Source organism: Achromobacter sp. 1011811831 (assembly GCF_059760905.1).
In genome coordinates this window covers 1-16,046 of sequence record NZ_JCBANG010000116.1, presented here as the reverse complement: position 1 = coordinate 16,046, position 16,046 = coordinate 1, and the positions used below count along the sequence as shown (strand labels likewise).

General features: G+C 68.7%; 14 protein-coding genes. 6 read left to right on the top strand and 8 right to left on the bottom strand.

Features of this window, described 5'->3' with window-relative positions:
* Positions 1-33: 33 nt before the first annotated feature.
* The gene (locus tag AC6LJ9_RS27785; RefSeq protein WP_498150050.1) at positions 34-960 is read right to left on the bottom strand and encodes a DMT family transporter; all 927 of its coding nucleotides are present in this window, start codon (positions 958-960) and stop codon (positions 34-36) included.
* Between the two features lie 72 nt (positions 961-1,032).
* Between AC6LJ9_RS27785 and AC6LJ9_RS27780 the strand changes: the two genes are divergently transcribed.
* Positions 1,033-1,581, top strand: a complete 549-nt coding sequence (locus AC6LJ9_RS27780) for a helix-turn-helix domain-containing protein (protein WP_498150049.1) — start codon at positions 1,033-1,035, stop codon at positions 1,579-1,581.
* Between the two features lie 138 nt (positions 1,582-1,719).
* Here AC6LJ9_RS27780 and AC6LJ9_RS27775 read toward each other — a convergent pair whose 3' ends face one another.
* Positions 1,720-2,205: a GNAT family N-acetyltransferase gene (locus AC6LJ9_RS27775; protein ID WP_212319962.1), complete on the bottom strand. Its 486-nt coding sequence runs from the start codon at positions 2,203-2,205 to the stop codon at positions 1,720-1,722.
* A 122-nt stretch (positions 2,206-2,327) separates the two neighbouring features.
* Between AC6LJ9_RS27775 and AC6LJ9_RS27770 the strand changes: the two genes are divergently transcribed.
* On the top strand, positions 2,328-3,242 hold the full coding sequence (locus tag AC6LJ9_RS27770; RefSeq protein ID WP_498150048.1) for a LysR family transcriptional regulator: 915 nt from the start codon (positions 2,328-2,330) through the stop codon (positions 3,240-3,242).
* 34 nt (positions 3,243-3,276) lie between these two features.
* On the opposite strand, the gene AC6LJ9_RS27765 is transcribed toward AC6LJ9_RS27770, so the two are convergent.
* The 3 genes from AC6LJ9_RS27765 to AC6LJ9_RS27755 all read right to left on the bottom strand — a co-directional run bounded on the left by AC6LJ9_RS27765 (position 3,277) and on the right by AC6LJ9_RS27755 (position 8,790).
* The gene (locus AC6LJ9_RS27765) at positions 3,277-5,154 is read right to left on the bottom strand and encodes a methyl-accepting chemotaxis protein (protein WP_498150051.1); all 1,878 of its coding nucleotides are present in this window, start codon (positions 5,152-5,154) and stop codon (positions 3,277-3,279) included.
* 243 nt (positions 5,155-5,397) lie between these two features.
* On the bottom strand, positions 5,398-7,488 hold the full coding sequence (locus AC6LJ9_RS27760) for an EAL domain-containing protein (protein ID WP_498150047.1): 2,091 nt from the start codon (positions 7,486-7,488) through the stop codon (positions 5,398-5,400).
* A 183-nt stretch (positions 7,489-7,671) separates the two neighbouring features.
* Positions 7,672-8,790 (bottom strand): GTPase family protein, encoded by a 1,119-nt coding sequence (locus AC6LJ9_RS27755; protein ID WP_498150046.1) that lies wholly within the window; start codon positions 8,788-8,790, stop codon positions 7,672-7,674.
* Positions 8,791-8,960: 170 nt separating this feature from the next.
* Between AC6LJ9_RS27755 and AC6LJ9_RS27750 the strand changes: the two genes are divergently transcribed.
* Together AC6LJ9_RS27750 and AC6LJ9_RS27745 are read left to right on the top strand one after the other, a co-directional pair.
* The gene (locus AC6LJ9_RS27750) at positions 8,961-10,370 is read left to right on the top strand and encodes an amino acid permease (RefSeq protein WP_498150045.1); all 1,410 of its coding nucleotides are present in this window, start codon (positions 8,961-8,963) and stop codon (positions 10,368-10,370) included.
* 2 nt (positions 10,371-10,372) lie between these two features.
* Entirely contained in the window at positions 10,373-11,194 is an 822-nt protein-coding gene (locus AC6LJ9_RS27745) for a phytanoyl-CoA dioxygenase family protein (RefSeq protein WP_498150044.1), read from the top strand.
* A 40-nt stretch (positions 11,195-11,234) separates the two neighbouring features.
* On the opposite strand, the gene panB is transcribed toward AC6LJ9_RS27745, so the two are convergent.
* On the bottom strand, positions 11,235-12,077 hold the full coding sequence (panB, locus tag AC6LJ9_RS27740; protein WP_498150043.1) for a 3-methyl-2-oxobutanoate hydroxymethyltransferase: 843 nt from the start codon (positions 12,075-12,077) through the stop codon (positions 11,235-11,237).
* A gap of 71 nt (positions 12,078-12,148) precedes the next feature.
* The gene (locus AC6LJ9_RS27735; protein WP_498150042.1) at positions 12,149-13,057 is read right to left on the bottom strand and encodes a LysR family transcriptional regulator; all 909 of its coding nucleotides are present in this window, start codon (positions 13,055-13,057) and stop codon (positions 12,149-12,151) included.
* 275 nt (positions 13,058-13,332) lie between these two features.
* Between AC6LJ9_RS27735 and AC6LJ9_RS27730 the strand changes: the two genes are divergently transcribed.
* Together AC6LJ9_RS27730 and speB are read left to right on the top strand one after the other, a co-directional pair.
* The gene (locus AC6LJ9_RS27730) at positions 13,333-14,739 is read left to right on the top strand and encodes a sodium:solute symporter family protein (RefSeq protein ID WP_498150041.1); all 1,407 of its coding nucleotides are present in this window, start codon (positions 13,333-13,335) and stop codon (positions 14,737-14,739) included.
* 24 nt (positions 14,740-14,763) lie between these two features.
* Positions 14,764-15,810 (top strand): agmatinase, encoded by a 1,047-nt coding sequence (gene speB, locus AC6LJ9_RS27725; protein ID WP_498150040.1) that lies wholly within the window; start codon positions 14,764-14,766, stop codon positions 15,808-15,810.
* Between the two features lie 7 nt (positions 15,811-15,817).
* Here speB and AC6LJ9_RS27720 read toward each other — a convergent pair.
* The coding region (locus AC6LJ9_RS27720; RefSeq protein ID WP_498150039.1) for a hypothetical protein at positions 15,818-16,046 on the bottom strand (229 nt) is incomplete at its 5' end.

Below are 16,046 nucleotides of genomic sequence, written 5' to 3'. Positions count from 1 at the left end.
CCTCGTGATATCGGATGCTTTCCTTGCGGCGGCTCAGGCCTGCCGTGCAGGCTCGGAGGTCCGCGCGCGCCGCAGGCGCGGCTTCCATTCGCTGACGATCACGCCCAGCACCACCAGCGCGCCGCCGACCAGCGCCAGCGGCGCCAGCCGCTCGCCGGCGATGCGGCCAAAGATGCCGGCCCATACCGGCTCGCCGGCATAGATCAGCGTGGCGCGCGCGGGATCGACCGTGCGCTGCGCCCAGTTCATGGTCAGCTGGATCAGCGCGCTGGCGCAGCCCAGCGCCACGGCCAGGCCAGTGAGCGTCCAGGAGAACGGCGGAATCTCGGTCTCGCCGGCCAGCGGCATCAGCGCGAAGGCCGCGATCGACGCGGCCGCCAGTTGCAGCACGGTGACGCGGCGCAGGTCCACGCTGCGCGCGTAATGGCTGATGAGCAGGATCTCGGCGGCGATGGCCACCGCGCCGGCGATGGTGATGAGCTGGCCGTAGCTGAACGAGATCGAGGCGGGGTTGTTGCCGGTCAGCAGCATCAGGCCCGTGCAGGCCAGCGCCACGCCCACCCAGGTCATGGCGCGCGGCGCGCGCCGCAGCACCAGCCATTGCAGCAGCGGCACCGCCGGCACGTACAGGGCGGTGAGGAAGGCCGATTCGCTGCTGGTGATGTGCTGCAGGCCGATGGTCTGGCCGCCGTAGCCGGCCACGATGGCCAGGCCGACGGCGCCGCCGGCCCGGACTTCGCGCCAGGTGATGCCGCGCAGCGAACGCAGCGACACCAGTCCCACGGCCAGGGCCGCGGCGGCGAAGCGGCAGCCGACGAAGAACATGGGCGTGCCCGCCGTGAGCGCGTGCTGCACGGCCAGGAAGGTGCCGCCCCAGACCACGGTGATCAGGAGCAGCGCGGCTTCGGGCGCTCTGCGCGCCAGCAGGGAGGGAGACGGGGGCGTGGGGGTGTTGTGCATGATATTGCACAATATCGGATGTGGTATTTTTGCGCAATATATTGCTCATGCGTTTGCGCAAGGAGAATCGCCATGCCGTCGAACCAGGTGCTCGAACACGTGGCCGCCAATCTCAGGCGTCTGCGCGATGGGCAAGGCCTGAGCCAGCAGGCGCTGGCCGATGCGGCGGGCGTGAGCCGCCGCACCATCGCCGGCCTGGAGGCCGGCGATGCCAACATCAGCCTGGCCAAGCTCAGCCTCATCGCCACGGCGCTGGGCGCCAACTTCACCGCCTTGGTCAGCCCGGCCGGCCGCGCGCCGGACCAGGCGCCCGATGTGCTGACCTGGCGCGGCCAGCTTGCCGGCAGCCAGGCGGTGCTGCACTGCTCGGCGGCTGCTTCCCGCCAGGTGGAACTCTGGTCCTGGACCCTGGCGCCTGGCGAGCGCTACCAGGCCGAGGCGGACCCGGAAGGCTGCGTCGAGATGCTCTACGTGATCGAGGGCGCGCTGACGCTGGAGCTGGCCGGACAGGAGCGGGTCATACCGGCGGGGTCGACCACGTCCTTCGCCAGCTCGGTGTCCTACGCCTACGCCAACCGGCAGGCAGGCGTGCTGCGCTTCATCCGCAACCTGGTGATATAGGAGGGGGGACGCCATCCGGGCGACTGGCGCTCGCGGGAGCGTTCACCGGGCGGTCCGCCGTTCAATGGCCGGCGCTCCGAGGGCAGTCGATCCCGTGGGCGGTGATACCGCCGCCGTCCGACAGCCCCGCCCGACGTTTCAGTCCGCGCCGGCGGCGAAGCCCGTCAGCGCCTCGCCGTGCATGCGGTAGCGCACCCACTCGGCCTGCGGCCGCGCGCCGATCGACTGGTAGAAGTCGATGGCCGGCTGGTTCCAGTCCAGCACGCTCCATTCGAAGCGGCCGCAGCCTTCCTCGACCGCGACCCGCGCCAGATGGCGCAGCAGGCGCTTGCCGGCGCCGATGCCGCGGCTGGCGGGCGAGACGTACAGGTCTTCCAGGTACAGCCCTTTCCTGGCCTGCCAGGTCGAGTAGTTGAAGAAATAGATGGCATAGCCCACCGGCTGCCCGTCCGCTTCGCAGATCAGCGCGCGCGCGGGCGTGCCGGGGCCGAACAGGCTGCTGGCCAGGGTCTCGACGGTGGCTTCGACCTGGTCGGCGGCCTTTTCATAGACGGCCAGCTCGGTGATGAATCGCAGGATCAGCGCGCAGTCCTGTTCGGTGGCGGGGCGGATGGAAATCGTCATGGGGAGAGCTACGGAGAAAATCGCAAGGGCGGCGCATGGCCGCGCGGGATGGGAAACCGAAGATGATAGGGATGCCGGAATCAATGCATCAAGTGCATTGTTTTCATTGGATAATGCACAGTATGCACTCTGATCTGAGACGCCTGGACCTGAACCTGCTGGTGGCGCTGGACGCCCTGCTGCGCCGTCGTTCGGTGATCGCCGCGGCCGACGAGCTGGCCATGAGCCCGTCCGCGCTGAGCCACGCGCTGGCGCGCCTGCGTGCCGCACTGGACGACGAGCTGTTCGTGCGCATTGGCAACGCCATGCAGCCCACCGCTCATGCCGAGCGGCTGGCCGGGCCGGTCAGCGCCGCGCTGGCGCTGCTGTCCAACGGACTGGCGCAGGCGGGCCGCTTCGACCCGGCCACCAGCGATCGCTGCTTCACCCTCGCGGCCACCGACTACACCACCTTCGCCATGCTGCCGGCCCTGGTCGCGCAGGTGCAGGACCTGGCGCCGCGCCTGCGCTTCCAGATCGTCCATGCGCAAAACCAGGACTACGCCGAGGACCTGGCCTCGGGCCGGCTGGATTTCGCGCTGGGCTATGTGGAAGACATGGCCGAGCCGGCGCCCGGCATCGAGAGCTTCGACTGGCTGACCGATCACTACGTGGTGATCGCCAGCCGCGAGCATCCCCGCATCCGGTCCGCGCCCAGCCTGGACGCGTACATGGCCGAGCGCCACGTGGCGGTGCGTCCCTGGGGCGAGGCCGGCGGCCATATCGACAAGCTGCTGGAGCGCCGCGGACTGCGCCGCGACGTGGCGGTGCAGCTGCCCTCGGTGCTGGCCGCGCCCTTCATCGTGGCCGGCTCGGCGCTGATCATGACGGTGCCGCGCCAGGCGGCGCGCACGCTGGGCGCGGTGGCCGCGATCGTGGAATATCCGTCGCCCTTCGAGATCCCGCCCTTCACGCTGAAGGCCTACAGCCACGTGCGCCAGCGCAGCGCGGCGCATGCCTGGCTGCGCGAACAGCTGCTGCGCGCGATTCCGGCCTGAGAGCCGGCGCCGCGCGCGGCGGAGCGTCGCTGGCTCAGTTCAACGCCAACATGGCCCCCGGCGCCATCTGTGGCGCGCCGCGAGTCACTGCGTGGCTGGCGACGTCATGGCTGTCGAGCTTGAAGCCGCCCACCAGCTGCGCCAGGTGCGCGGCTTGTTCCTGCAGCGTCTGCGCGGCGGCGGCGGCCTGTTCCACCAGCGCGGCGTTCTGCTGCGTGGCGTTGTCCATCAGGCCGATGGCGTTGCCGATTTCCGAGATGCCGGTGCGCTGTTCCTGGCTGGCCAGGTCGATCTCGCCGACGATGCTGGTCACGCGCTCGACGCTGCCGACCACCTGGTCCATGGTGCCGCCGGCCTGGCGCACCAGCGAGTTGCCGGTGCGGATCTGGTCGACCGAGGATTCGATCAGGGTCTTGATCTCGCGCGCGGCGGTGGCGCTGCGCTGGGCCAGCGTGCGCACTTCGCCGGCCACCACGGCGAAGCCGCGGCCCTGCTCGCCGGCGCGCGCGGCTTCCACCGCCGCGTTCAGCGCCAGGATGTTGGTCTGGAAGGCGATGCCGTCGATCACGCCGATGATGTCGACGATCTTGCGCGCCGAGGCGTCGATGCCGTCCATGGTGTGCACCACCTGCTGCATCACCGCGCCGCCCTGGCCGGCCACGCGCGAGGCGTCGCTGGCCAGGTTGGCCGCCTGGCTGGCGTTGTCGGCGTTGTGCTGCACGGTCGAGGTGATCTCTTCCATGGCCGCGGCGGTCTGCTCCAGCGAACTGGCCTGCTGCGAGGTGCGGTCGGACAGGTCGTGGTTGCCGCTGGCGATCTCCAGGCTGGCGGTGCGCACGGAGTCGGCCGCCACGCGGATCTCGCGCAGGATCGTGGCGATCTTGTCGGCGAATTGATTGAACGCGGCGCCGATCCGGGCCAGCTCGTCGCCGCCCTCGGCCGGCAGCCGGCGCGTCAGGTCGCCATCGCCGCTGGCGATGTCCTGCAGTGCGTCTTGCACCTGGGGCAGGCCGCGCAACTGGCGCTTGACCGCCATCGTCACGAAGGCCACGGCCAGCAACAGCGCCAGCGCGGTGATGGACGCGGCCAGCTTCACCATCATGGTGACCGGCTCGTTGGCCTGGGCCCGGTCGATGGCGATCACCAGCGTCCAGGGCGTGCCTTCCACAGTGCTGGCGTACAGCAGCTGGCTGACGCCGCCGATATCCTGCGTCAGCGAGCTGCCGCTGTTCCTGGCCAGCTGCTGCAGCTGGCTCAGGTCCAGGCCGGGATCGATGGCGGTGACCGGCTTGAGCGCCAGCTTGACGTCCGGGTGGGCCAGGATCTGGCCCTGCCCGTCCAGCAGGAAGGCGAAGCTCTTGGGCGTGGCCTGGATGGCCGCGACCATCTTGGCCATGCTGTCGAGCAGCATGTCGGAGCCCACGGCCGCCACCACGCGGCCGTCCTTGCGCACCGCCTCGACGAAGCTCATGCACAGCTTGCCCGACGCGGCGTCCACATAGATCGGCGTGATGGCCGGCCCGTTGGTCTGGGCGGCCTGCTGGTACCAGGCGCGCGCCGGACCGTCGAAGCCGTCCGGCATGGCGTGGTTGAAGATGTAGCGCTTGTCGGCGTAGACGATGTAGGCGTCGTCGAAGCCGCCGGCCTGCTGAGCGGTCGCGGCCATGGTGTGCGCGATGGCTTCGGGCTGGTCGACGGCGTTCTTCAGCGAGCTGGTCACGCGCTGCTTGTCGCGCACCCAGGCGGACAGTTCATTGGCGTGATTGCGCGTGATCTGGCCGATGTTGTGGTCGACCTGGTCGAAGGTATTGTCGCGGGCCACGAGTACCGTGGCCAGGGACAGGGACAGCATGGAAAGAATGGTGATCGCCACGCAGAGGGCGATGAGGCGGTTGCGTATGGACTTGAACATGGTGCGGCCCCGATGGCTGTCGAAATCGCGGCGGCACGGAAAGCCGCCGCGCATGAGCCGCAGCGTAGTGTCGACAAGGTGCAATCAAGCTCGGGATCAAGGGCGCGCCTGCCGCCCAGTTCGTCATTTTGGCGAAACCCTGCCGGGGCTACTGTAACAGGGACGTATTGCCGCCTGATGGCGTGCCGCGCGCGTCTGCGGGTTGTCCCGTATGCGCGCTGTCACACAGGCGTTTGCGGCGGATTACGTCGACGTCGGCGGCGCGGTGCCGGGCTCGTGCGACACCGGGCGTCCCAGCAGGTAGCCCTGGAAGTGGGTGCAGCCTTCCTCTGTCAGCCGGCGCAGCTGGGCCGGGGTTTCCACGCCCTCGGCGGTGGTGGGGATGTCCAGGCTGCGGCCGATGCCGTTGATGGCGCGGATGATGGCCAGCGCCTCGCGGCTGGATTCCACGTCCTGGGTGAAGGACTTGTCGATCTTGATCTTGTCGAACTCGAAGCTGCGCAGGTAGCTCAGCGAGGAATAGCCGGTGCCGAAATCGTCCAGCGCCACCTTCACGCCCATGTCCTTGAGCCGGGTCAGCGTGGACAGGTTGGCCGCCGAATTGGCCAGCAGCACCGATTCGGTGATCTCCAGCTCCAGACGGTCGGCCGGCAGTCCGGACGTGGCCAGCGCCGATTCCACCAGCGACACCAGCGCGCTGTTGGCGAACTGGCTGGCCGACAGGTTGACGGCCACGGTCTCATGCGGTTCCCAGCGCATGGCCTCGCGGCAGGCCTCGTGCAGCGTGAAGGCGCTGAGTTCGTGGATCAGCCCGGTTTCCTCGGCCACGGGAATGAAGTCGTTGGGCATGATCAGGCCCTTGGCCGGATGCTGCCAGCGCATCAGCGCTTCGCGGCCCACGGTGCGCACGTGGCTGGCGTCCTTGATGGGCTGGTAGTGCAGCCGCAGCTGCTGCGAGATGATGGCCTGGCGCAGGTCCATTTCCATCTCGTGGCGCTTGAGCGCGGTGGTCTCCATTTCGGGCTTGAAGAAGGCCATGCCATTGCGGCCGTTGCGCTTGGCCTCGTACAGCGCCATGTCGGCATAGCGCAGGAGGTGGTCGGCGGTGCATTCCGGCGTGTCGGCCACGGCGATGCCGACGCTGACCGTCACCGGCACGGTGTGGCCGTCGATCTCGAACGGCGCGCGCACGGCGTCCACCAGGCGCTGCGCCATGCGGCGCACGTCCTCGGTCTGTTCGATATTGGGCAGCACCACGGCGAACTCGTCGCCGCCCAGTCGCGCCAGCGTGTCCTGTTCGCGCAAGACCTTGGGCAGGCGCTTGGCCAGGAGGCGCAGCAGCTCGTCGCCGAACTGATGGCCCAGCGTGTCGTTGACGCTCTTGAAGTTGTCCAGGTCCAGGCACAGCACCGCGGTGGCGCGGCCGTCGCTGGCCGCGTTCAGCGCCTTGAGCATCTGTTCGCGGAACAGGCGCCGGTTGGGCATGCCGGTCAGCGTGTCGTGGTGGGCCATGTAGCGCACCTGCGCATGGGCGGCGTTCTCGTCGGTGACGTCGTCGGCGATCAGCAGCACATAGCGCGAGCGCGGATCGCTGTTGTGGAACACCAGCGTCTTGGTGCGCAGCGAGCGCGGGCCCAGCGTGGTGGACAGCTCCTCTTCCTCTTCGCGCATGGCGCCGTCCGAGCGCAGCGCATCATTGCAGAGCCGCTCGAAGAAGGCGCAGGCCTGCTCCGGCAGGCATTCCTGCATGGTCCGGCCGCGCATGTCGGCGCGGTCGACGCCGAACATGGCCTGCACCTGGCGATTGGCCAGCACGATCTGGCGCGACACCGCGTCCATCACCAGCACGCAGGAAGGGATCTGCGAAATCACCGCGTCCAGGAAGCTCGACAGCGAACCCAGCTCGGTGTTGTAGCGCTCGGTCATTTCCTTGGCGCGCAGCAGCTGCTGTTCCTGCATGCGGCGCTCGGTCTCGTCGCGCGTGATCTTGGCGTAGCCGAGCAGTTCACCGCCGTCGCCATGGATCGCGTCGATCACCACGCTGGCCCAGAACAGGGTGCCGTCCTTGCGCACGCGCCAGCCCTCGGCGGCGAACTTGCCCCGGTCGCGGGCCCGCGCCAGGCCGGCCTGCGGCAGGCCCGAGGCCCGGTCTTCCGGGGTATAGAAGCAGGAGAAGTTCTGGCCGACGATTTCGTCGGCCGCATAGCCCTTGGTACGTTGGGCGCCGGCGTTCCAGTTGGCGACGGTGCCGTCGGGGGACAGCATATAGATGGCGTAGTCCTCGACACCCTGCACCAGGTGCCTGTACATGACGTCCGAATTCGCGATGGTCATAGCTTATGGCCGGTCTTCCGGCATGGGCCGCCGCTGCGGCTGGCATGAAAACATGACGGGATATATGGCTTTACGTCTGCCCAGGCCAAATATTTATCCCGCATATGAAAATGCCAAAAGCCTGCGCATTATTGCGAAGGCCGTCCAACTGTTGCGAAAAAGCACGCCGATCCGGCGCGGTGTTCAGCCGCGTCCGAAGCCCACGCGTTGCTTGAGCGCCTGCGCGATCATCGCGGTGTCGATGTCCTTGCCCGGATGGCGCTGGCAGAAGTCGTAGAGCACCGCCACGTAGGCGTTGCCCAGCAGCTTGGTGATGGTGGCGGCGGTGGTGGCGGCGATGGTGCCGCCGGCCGCGCTGCCGGCGCCCGGGATCAGCTTGAGCAGGCTGGACACCACCGAGCGGCCGATCAGCGTGGCGGCCGAGGCGCCCAGCGTGGACGTGACCAGCGTGGTGATGGCCGCGGTGTCCAGTTCCATGCCGAAGGTGATGCCGATCTTGGCGATCATGCCGACCTGGATCGGCACCAGCGCGAAGGCGTCGGAAAACGGAATGGGCGCGGCGGCGGCCGACGCGGCCAGGCCGGCGGCGATGTTCACTTCGATCTCAGCCCGCTTTTTTTTTACTTCCAGCGCCTGCTTGTTGCGGGTGGACAGCGCATTGGCGTAGGCGCGCTGCTGCGCCTCGGGGATGGCCAGGGCGGTGGCGGCGATGAGCTCGTCCAGCCCCATGGGCGGCAGGTCCGCGTCCAGCTCGTCGATGCGCTCGGGCAGCGCGCGCACTGGCACCACCTGCCGGGCGCGCGGCAGCAGCTCGCGCGCGGTGTCGGCGAACGGGCTGTTCTTGCGGGCCTTGGTCAGCACCGTGATGACGGGGATGCCGGCGTCGGCCAGCATGTTGCACAGCGCGATCTCCGCGTCTTCGACGCGGTGGCTGCTGTCCTGGATGCAGAGCCAGGCGATGTGGATGTGGCGTTCCTGTTCGGCGGCGGCTGCGCGCTCGCGGATCAGCGCGTCCAGCTCGCGGCGCGAGGCTTCGTAGTCGGCCACTTCCAGCCCGCGCGTGTCGATGATGGTGAGCGGATGGCCGGGCCGGGTGAATTCCTGGGTCGTCGAGGTCACCGGCTTGCCCGCGCCGGTGCGAGCCAGCTCGCCACGGAACACGGCGTTGATCAGCGTGCTCTTGCCCACGCCGGTCTTGCCGGCCACCAGGATGTTGACGCGGCCGGCCCCGCGCGTCGCGGTGCTGATCGCGTCGGCGATGGCGTCTTGCAGGGGCAGCGGATCGGGCATGGGGGCGGGCATCAGGATTGGATTCGTCTGATTCTAATGGGTTCAATCCGTGGAAGTTCGGACGCTTGCCTCGGATAGCCCGGGATTGGACGCCGGGTTAGGGATTACGTCATGTTGTCCCGAACTTGACTATACAAGTATAGATATCGCCGGGCAGACCAATACTAAAAAAGGGGATATCCATGGATGAGCAGACAGGCTTGCGCCGCGGCCTGAGCGCGCGACACGTGCGCTTCATGGCGCTGGGCTCGGCGATCGGAACCGGCCTGTTCTATGGTTCCGCCGCCGCCATACAGCGCGCGGGGCCGTCGGTGCTGCTGGCCTACCTGATCGGCGGCGCGGCCATCTTCTTCACCATGCGCGCGTTGGGAGAGATGGCGGTGCGCCATCCGGTGCCTGGCTCCTTCGGTCATTACGCGACGCGCTACCTGGGGCCGTACCTGGGTTTCCTGACCGGCTGGAGCTATGCCTTTTCCATGCTGATGGTCTGTCTGGCCGATGTCACCGTGTTCGGCGTGTACATGGGCTTCTGGTATCCGGACACGCCGCGCTGGATCTGGGTGCTGGGCATCGTGCTCTGCATCGGCGGGTTGAACCTGTGCAGCGTGAAGGTGTTCGGCGAGCTGGAGTTCTGGCTGTCCCTGCTCAAGGTCGTGGCGATCCTGGCGCTGATCGCGGGCGGCGCGGCGGTGCTGCTCAGCGGCATGCGCATCGGCGGCGCGGACGCCACGGCGCCGACCCTGGCCAATCTGTGGGAACACGGCGGCTTCTTTCCCAACGGCATCGAGGGCATGATCGCGTCCTTCACGGTGGTGATGTTCGCCTTCGGCGGCGTGGAGGTCATCGGCATGGCGGCCGGCGAGGCCGGCGATCCCCGGCGCGTCATCCCCAAGGCGATCAACTCGGTGCCGCTGCGCATCCTGCTGTTCTACGTGCTGACCCTGCTGGTGCTGATGGCGATCTTCCCGTGGAGCAAGATCGGCACGCAAGGCAGCCCCTTCGTGCAGATATTCAGCAGCCTGGGCATAGACGCGGCCGCGGACGTGCTGAACCTGGTGGTGATCTCGGCCGTGATCTCGGCGGTCAACAGCGATATCTTCAGCACCGGGCGCATGCTCTACGGCATGGCGCTGAACGGCCAGGCGCCGGCCGGCTTCGCGCGGGTGTCGCGCTTCGGCGTGCCCTGGATGACGGTGGCGGTGATGGGCGCGGGACTGTTCGTGGGCGTGGCGCTGAACTACCTGCTGCCCGATGGGCTGTTCATGAAGCTGGCGGCCATCGTGACCTTTGCCGTGGTCTGGGTATGGCTGATGATCCTGCTGTCGCAGCTCGCCATGCGCCGCCGCCTGGGCCCGGCTGCCGCCGAGCTGGCCTTTCCCGTGCCGCTGTGGCCCTGGGGCCAGCGTTGCGCCGTCGTCTTCATGCTGTTCGTGTTCGCGGTGCTGGCCGCGTTCGAGGATACGCGCGGCGCGCTGTATGTGGGCCTGGGCTGGCTCGCGCTGCTGTCGGCGGCCTATCTCTGGCTGTCCATGATGCGTCGGCGCGCGGGCAGCGCACCGCGGCCTGATTATGATGACGACAAGGAGGAGTGACCATGCATCGCCATGAATTCGAACTGCCGGCCGACGACATCGCGGCCTTCCAGCGCGATGGCGCGCTCTGTGTGCGGCAACTGTTCAGCGCGCAGGAAGTCGAGCTGCTGACGCGCGGCATCCAGAAGAACCTGGACGCGCCCAGCCCGCGCGCCAAGGTGGCCAGCCGGCCCGACGATCCCGGCTGGTTCTTCGAGGACTTCTGCAACTGGCAGGACAACGACGAATACCGGCAATTCATCTTCGGCAGCCGCGTGGGCTCGGTGGCGGCGCAGTTGATGGGAGGCGGGCCGGCGCGGCTCTATCACGACCATCTGCTCGTCAAGGAACCCAACACGCGCCAGCGCACGCCCTGGCACCAGGACCAGCCCTACTACAACGTGGAAGGGCGCATGAACTGCAGCATGTGGATGCCGGTGGACCCGGTCGCGCGCGAGGCCACGCTGGAGTTCGTGGCGGGTTCGCACCTGGGGCCGTGGCTGATGCCGCGCACCTTCCTGGACAGCCAGGCCAGGTGGTTTCCGGAAGGCAGCCTGGCGGACTTGCCCGACATCGAGGCCGACCGTTCGCGCTGGCGCATCCTGGGCTGGGAACTGGAGCCGGGCGACGCCGTGTTCTTCCACATGCTGACGCTGCACGCGTCGGGCGGCGTGGGCGGCGACCGCCGCCGCCGCGCGTTCTCGGTGCGCTTCCTGGGCGAGGACATGCGGCATGCGCCGCGCGCCTGGCGGACCTCGCCGGAGTTCCCGGGGCTTGCGCAGGTACTGCCGCCGGGGTCGCCGATGGAGCACGCGCTGTTTCCGGTGCTGTGGCCGCGCGCCTGATGCCGGTGGCGCGCCGGGCCAGTATCGGCGTCAGTCCGGCTCAGGCCTTGGGCGCTTCGTACAGATGCTCGGCGCCCGGGAAGCGCCGGGCCTTCACTTCCTCCGCATAGGTCCGCGCCGCGGCCTGGATGCGTTCGGACAGCGTGTCGTAGCGCTTCACGAAACGGGCGGTGCGCTCGAACATGCCCAGCATGTCGTCCACCACCAGCACCTGTCCGTCGCATGACGCGGACGCGCCGATGCCGATCACGGGGCAGGACAGGCTGGCGGCGATCGATGCCGCCAGCGGTTCCACCACGCCCTCGACCACCACCGCGAAGGCGCCGGCGGCGGCGATGGCTTCGGCGTCGGCCGCGATCTTGGCCTGCTCGGCATGGCCGCGTCCGCGCGCGCCGTAGCCGCCCAGGATGTTCACCGCCTGCGGCGTCAGGCCCACGTGTCCCATGACGGGGATGCCGCGCGCCGACAGGAAGGCGACCGTGGCCGCCATGGCCTCGCCGCCTTCCAGCTTGATGGCGGCCGCGCCGGTTTCCTTCAGCACGCGGGAGGCCGACGCGAAGGCTTGCTCGGGACTGGCTTCGTAGCTGCCGAAGGGCATGTCCACCACCACCAGCGCGCCGCGCGCGCCGCGCACCACGGCCGCGCCGTGCGCGATCATGGTGTCCAGCGTGACGGGGACGGTGGACGGCAGCCCGTAGATGGTCTGCGCCAGGCTGTCGCCCACCAGCAGCGCGTCGCAGCAGGGATCCAGCAGCTCGGCCATGCGCGCCGTGTACGCGGTCAGTATGACCAGCGGTTCCTGGCCCTTGCGGGCGCGGAACGCGGGCACGGTCATGCGGCGGGGGGCGGGAGCTTGGGTATTCAGGGTGGCGGTGGTCGACATGCGGGCCTCGTGTTCGGGATGCGCGGCGGGCCTGGCAGGCAGCGCCGCGTCCCGAGCTTAACCCAGGCGCTTCATGGCTGCGGCAGCGCCAGCGCGGCGCGCATGTCCTCCAGGAAGGCCGCCGTGATCTCGTTCAGGTGGGGGCGTTTCTTGGCCACCAGCGTGATGTCCACGTCGTAGTGGAACAGCGCCGGATTCAACGGCCGCAGCAGGCCGGCCTGCACATAGGGCGCGGCATAGGCCTCGGGCAGGTAGCCCAGGTGCGCGCCGGACAGGATCAGCACCGCGGCGGCCTCCATGTTGTCGGCCTCGGAGGTGATGCGGCGCGGCAGGCCCGCGAAGGATGCCTCGGGCAGCGGATAGGTGCGCCAGGTCCAGTCCGATTCGGCCACGTCGCCCGGGCCCAGACTGCCGGCGCGGGCCGCCAGCGCGTGGCCCGCGCCGCAATAGGCCACCTGGCGCTCCTGGAACAGCGTGGCGTAGTCCAGCATCGGCACGCGGTGCAGGAAATAGCCCACCGCCACCTGCATCTCGTCCTTCAGGATCAGCTCTTCCAGTTCGCGCGGGCCGCGGATCAGCAGCGACAGCCGCACCGCCTCGTCGCGTTGCCGGAAGCGGGCGATGGCGCGCGCGATCAGCCCGTTCTGTTCGAGCGTGGCGTTGCCGATCAGGCCCAGCGTCAGGCTGCCGACCAGCTGGCGATGCATGTTGCGGGCCTCGGCGGTGAAGTTGTTCAGCGAGGTCAGCGCGCTGCGCGCCAGCCGGGCGAAGCGCTGGCCCTTGGCCGTCAGCCGGAAGCCGCCCCGGCCGCGCTCGCACAGGCGGAAGTCCAGCCGCGTTTCCAGCGTGGCGAGCTGGCTGCTGATGGTGGACTGGCCCACGCCCAGCACGTCCTGAGCGGCCGATACGCCGCCCGCGTCGACGATGGCCAGGAACACCCTGATCAGCCTGAGATCCAGATCGGTAACGGTGGACAGCATAGGGTAATCACCTATGAAACATTGATATTTATCGATGCTTGTTGAGCGAACGAGATATGGATCGAGAATTGCGTGATTTCTATTATTCCATCGGGCCTTGCGGGCATCAAAGTCCTGCGTCGAAAAGCGCGGAAACCATGCCGGCAGTGGCTGGAAAGCAGGTCGTGCGGAAATTTACTTTTATACATATCGGTGTTTCGCGCGACGCCTGTGAATGGCATCAAGACCACATGGCGCGCCCTGGACGCGCGCCGGAAACGAATCGAGGGGCGGACATGTTCTTGGACATAGGCGTAGTCGTGATCTACATGGGCGCGATGCTGTTGCTGGGCTGGTACGGCATGCGGCGCGCGAAGACGCAGGAAGACTTCCTGGTGGCGGGGCGCAACCTGGGGCCGGGCTTCTACATGGGCACCATGGCGGCCACGGTGCTGGGCGGGGCCAGCACCGTCGGCACGGTGCGCCTGGGCTATGTCCACGGCATCTCCGGCTTCTGGCTGTGCGCGGCGCTGGGCGCGGGCATCGTGGTGCTGAACCTGTTCCTGGCCAAGCCGCTGCTCAAGCTGCGCATCTACACCGTGACCCAGGTGCTTGAGCGGCGCTACAGCGCGGCCACGCGCCGCGTCAGCGCGCTGGTGATGATGGCCTACGCGCTGATGCTGGCCGCCACGTCCGTCATCGCCACCGGCACGGTGATGCACGTATTGTTTGATCTGCCCTTCTGGGCGGCGGTGCTGCTCGGCGGCGGCGTGGTCGTCATCTATTCGGCGGTGGGCGGCATGTGGTCGCTGACGCTGACCGACATCGTGCAGTTCGTGATCAAGACCGTGGGCCTGATGTTCGTGCTGCTGCCCATCTGCATCATGCGCGTGGGCGGCTGGGACCAGCTGGTCGCGCGCCTGCCGGCGGCCAGCTTCGATTTCACCACCATAGGCTGGAGCACCATCGCCACCTACTTCGTCATCTATTTCTTCGGCATCCTGATCGGCCAGGACATCTGGCAGCGCGTGTTCACCGCCCGCACCACCGGCGTGGCGCGCGTCGCCGGCACCGTGGCCGGGGTGTACTGTGTGCTGTATGGCCTGGCCGGCGCGCTGATCGGCATGGCCGCCAAGGTGCTGCTGCCCGAGCTGGACAATCCCAACAATGCCTTCGCCGCCATCGTGCAGGCCAGCCTGCCCGACGGCATACGCGGCCTGGTCATCGCAGCCGCGCTCGCGGCCATGATGTCCACGGCCAGCGCCGCCATGCTGGCGACCTCCACCGTGCTGGCCGAAGACCTGCTGCCCGCGCTGCGCGGCGGCCGCCGCTTCGAGAACGTGAACTCGCACCGCCTCATCACGCTGCTGGCCGGCTTCACCGCCGTGGGCATCGCGCTGGCGGTGGATGATGTGCTCAGCGCGCTGACCTGCGCCTACAACCTGCTGGTGGGCGGCATGCTGGTGCCTCTGCTGGGCGCGATCTACTGGCGCCGCGCCACCACGCCGGCCGCCATCGCCAGCATGCTGCTGGGCTGCGGCGCGGCCATCGTCTTCATGATCAAGGACGGCCTGGACGCCAACACGCCCATCTACGTCAGCCTGGGCGTCAGCCTCGCCAGCCTGGTGCTGATCAGCCTGGCGACGCGCGGCGTTGCGGCCGCCGGCCTGGACGGCGCGCGGACCCAGGCCCAGCCCGACTGAGTTTTCCATCAAGCAGGAGCAGACATGACTTTCACGCCCGAAAAACTGCAGGCGCTGCGCGAGCGCTTCGGCGGCGCCAACGAGGCCGAGATCCACGACCCGCATTTCCGCGCCATCGCGGCCAATGTGATCAACGACAGCGGCACGCGCATGGCGCCCTATGCCGGCATGCCCACGCTGCTGGACGCGCCGGCCCGGGCGATGGACTGGAGCCGGCCCGAGTTCGGCGACCTGGAGGTCGCGCTGCTGGGCGTGCCGATGGACCTGGGCGCCAGCAACCGCAGCGGCTGTCGCTTCGGGCCTCGCGCCCTGCGCGCGATCGAGCGCGTCGGCCCCTACAACCACGTCCTGAAATGCACGCCCGTGACCCAGCTGCGCGTGGCCGACATCGGCGACGTGCCGATGCGCAGCCGTTTCAGCCTGGACCAGTCGCACGAAGACATCGAGGCGATCTACCGGCATATCCAGCGGGCCGGCGTGATCCCATTGTCGGCGGGCGGCGACCATTCGGTGACCCTGCCCATCCTGCGGGCGCTGGGCCGCGAGCGGCCGCTGGCGCTGATCCACTTCGATGCGCACTGCGACACGGGCGGGCCGTTCGACGGCAGCCGCTTCCATCATGGCGGCCCGTTCCGCCAGGCCGTGCTCGACGGGGTGCTGGATCCCACGCGCACCATCCAGATCGGCATTCGCGGCGCGGCCGAGTACCTGTGGGAGTTTTCCTACGCCTCGGGCATGACCGTGATCCATGCCGAGGACATTCCCAGGCTGGGCGTGGACGCCATCGTGGCAAAGGCGCGCGAGGTGGTGGGCGACGCGCCGGTTTATGTGTCGTTCGACATCGACTGTCTGGATCCCGCCTTCGCGCCCGGCACCGGCACGCCGGAAGTGGGCGGCGTGACGGTGCGCGAGGCGCAGGCCATGCTGCGCGGGCTGGCGGGACTGAACATCGCCGGCGGCGATCTGGTGGAGGTGGCGCCGGCCTACGACGCCACCGCCAACACCGCGCACGCCGGCGCTCAGATCATGTTCGAGATCCTGAGCCTGATGTGCGTGGCGCGCGGGCGCTGAGCACGCTTCAGGGCGCCGGGGGCGGCGGACTGGCCAGAGCGCCGGTTGCGGCGATGGCGGCCGGCCCGTCCTGAGCGGCGCCGGCGCGCGCCACCTCGGCGCCGCTTTCGACTTGCAGCAGCACGTATCGCCGGCTGGCGTAGAGCGGCAGCAGCCGCCAGCCGGCCAGCGTGTCGCGCAAGGCCGGCAGGCGGTTCTTTTCGACCGCCAGGAAGAGGCGCGCGCCGGCCCCCGGC

What these genes read in the sequence shown, in the direction of transcription:
- AC6LJ9_RS27785 (WP_498150050.1), bottom strand. Translation starts at nt 960, where the DNA reads ATGCACAACACCCCCACGCCCCCGTCTCCCTCCCTGCTGGCGCGCAGA.
- AC6LJ9_RS27780 (WP_498150049.1), top strand. Translation starts at nt 1,033, where the DNA reads ATGCCGTCGAACCAGGTGCTCGAACACGTGGCCGCCAATCTCAGGCGT.
- AC6LJ9_RS27775 (WP_212319962.1), bottom strand. Translation starts at nt 2,205, where the DNA reads ATGACGATTTCCATCCGCCCCGCCACCGAACAGGACTGCGCGCTGATC.
- AC6LJ9_RS27770 (WP_498150048.1), top strand. Translation starts at nt 2,328, where the DNA reads ATGCACTCTGATCTGAGACGCCTGGACCTGAACCTGCTGGTGGCGCTG.
- AC6LJ9_RS27765 (WP_498150051.1), bottom strand. Translation starts at nt 5,154, where the DNA reads ATGTTCAAGTCCATACGCAACCGCCTCATCGCCCTCTGCGTGGCGATC.
- AC6LJ9_RS27760 (WP_498150047.1), bottom strand. Translation starts at nt 7,488, where the DNA reads ATGACCATCGCGAATTCGGACGTCATGTACAGGCACCTGGTGCAGGGT.
- AC6LJ9_RS27755 (WP_498150046.1), bottom strand. Translation starts at nt 8,790, where the DNA reads ATGCCCGCCCCCATGCCCGATCCGCTGCCCCTGCAAGACGCCATCGCC.
- AC6LJ9_RS27750 (WP_498150045.1), top strand. Translation starts at nt 8,961, where the DNA reads ATGGATGAGCAGACAGGCTTGCGCCGCGGCCTGAGCGCGCGACACGTG.
- AC6LJ9_RS27745 (WP_498150044.1), top strand. Translation starts at nt 10,373, where the DNA reads ATGCATCGCCATGAATTCGAACTGCCGGCCGACGACATCGCGGCCTTC.
- panB (WP_498150043.1), bottom strand. Translation starts at nt 12,077, where the DNA reads ATGTCGACCACCGCCACCCTGAATACCCAAGCTCCCGCCCCCCGCCGC.
- AC6LJ9_RS27735 (WP_498150042.1), bottom strand. Translation starts at nt 13,057, where the DNA reads ATGCTGTCCACCGTTACCGATCTGGATCTCAGGCTGATCAGGGTGTTC.
- AC6LJ9_RS27730 (WP_498150041.1), top strand. Translation starts at nt 13,333, where the DNA reads ATGTTCTTGGACATAGGCGTAGTCGTGATCTACATGGGCGCGATGCTG.
- speB (WP_498150040.1), top strand. Translation starts at nt 14,764, where the DNA reads ATGACTTTCACGCCCGAAAAACTGCAGGCGCTGCGCGAGCGCTTCGGC.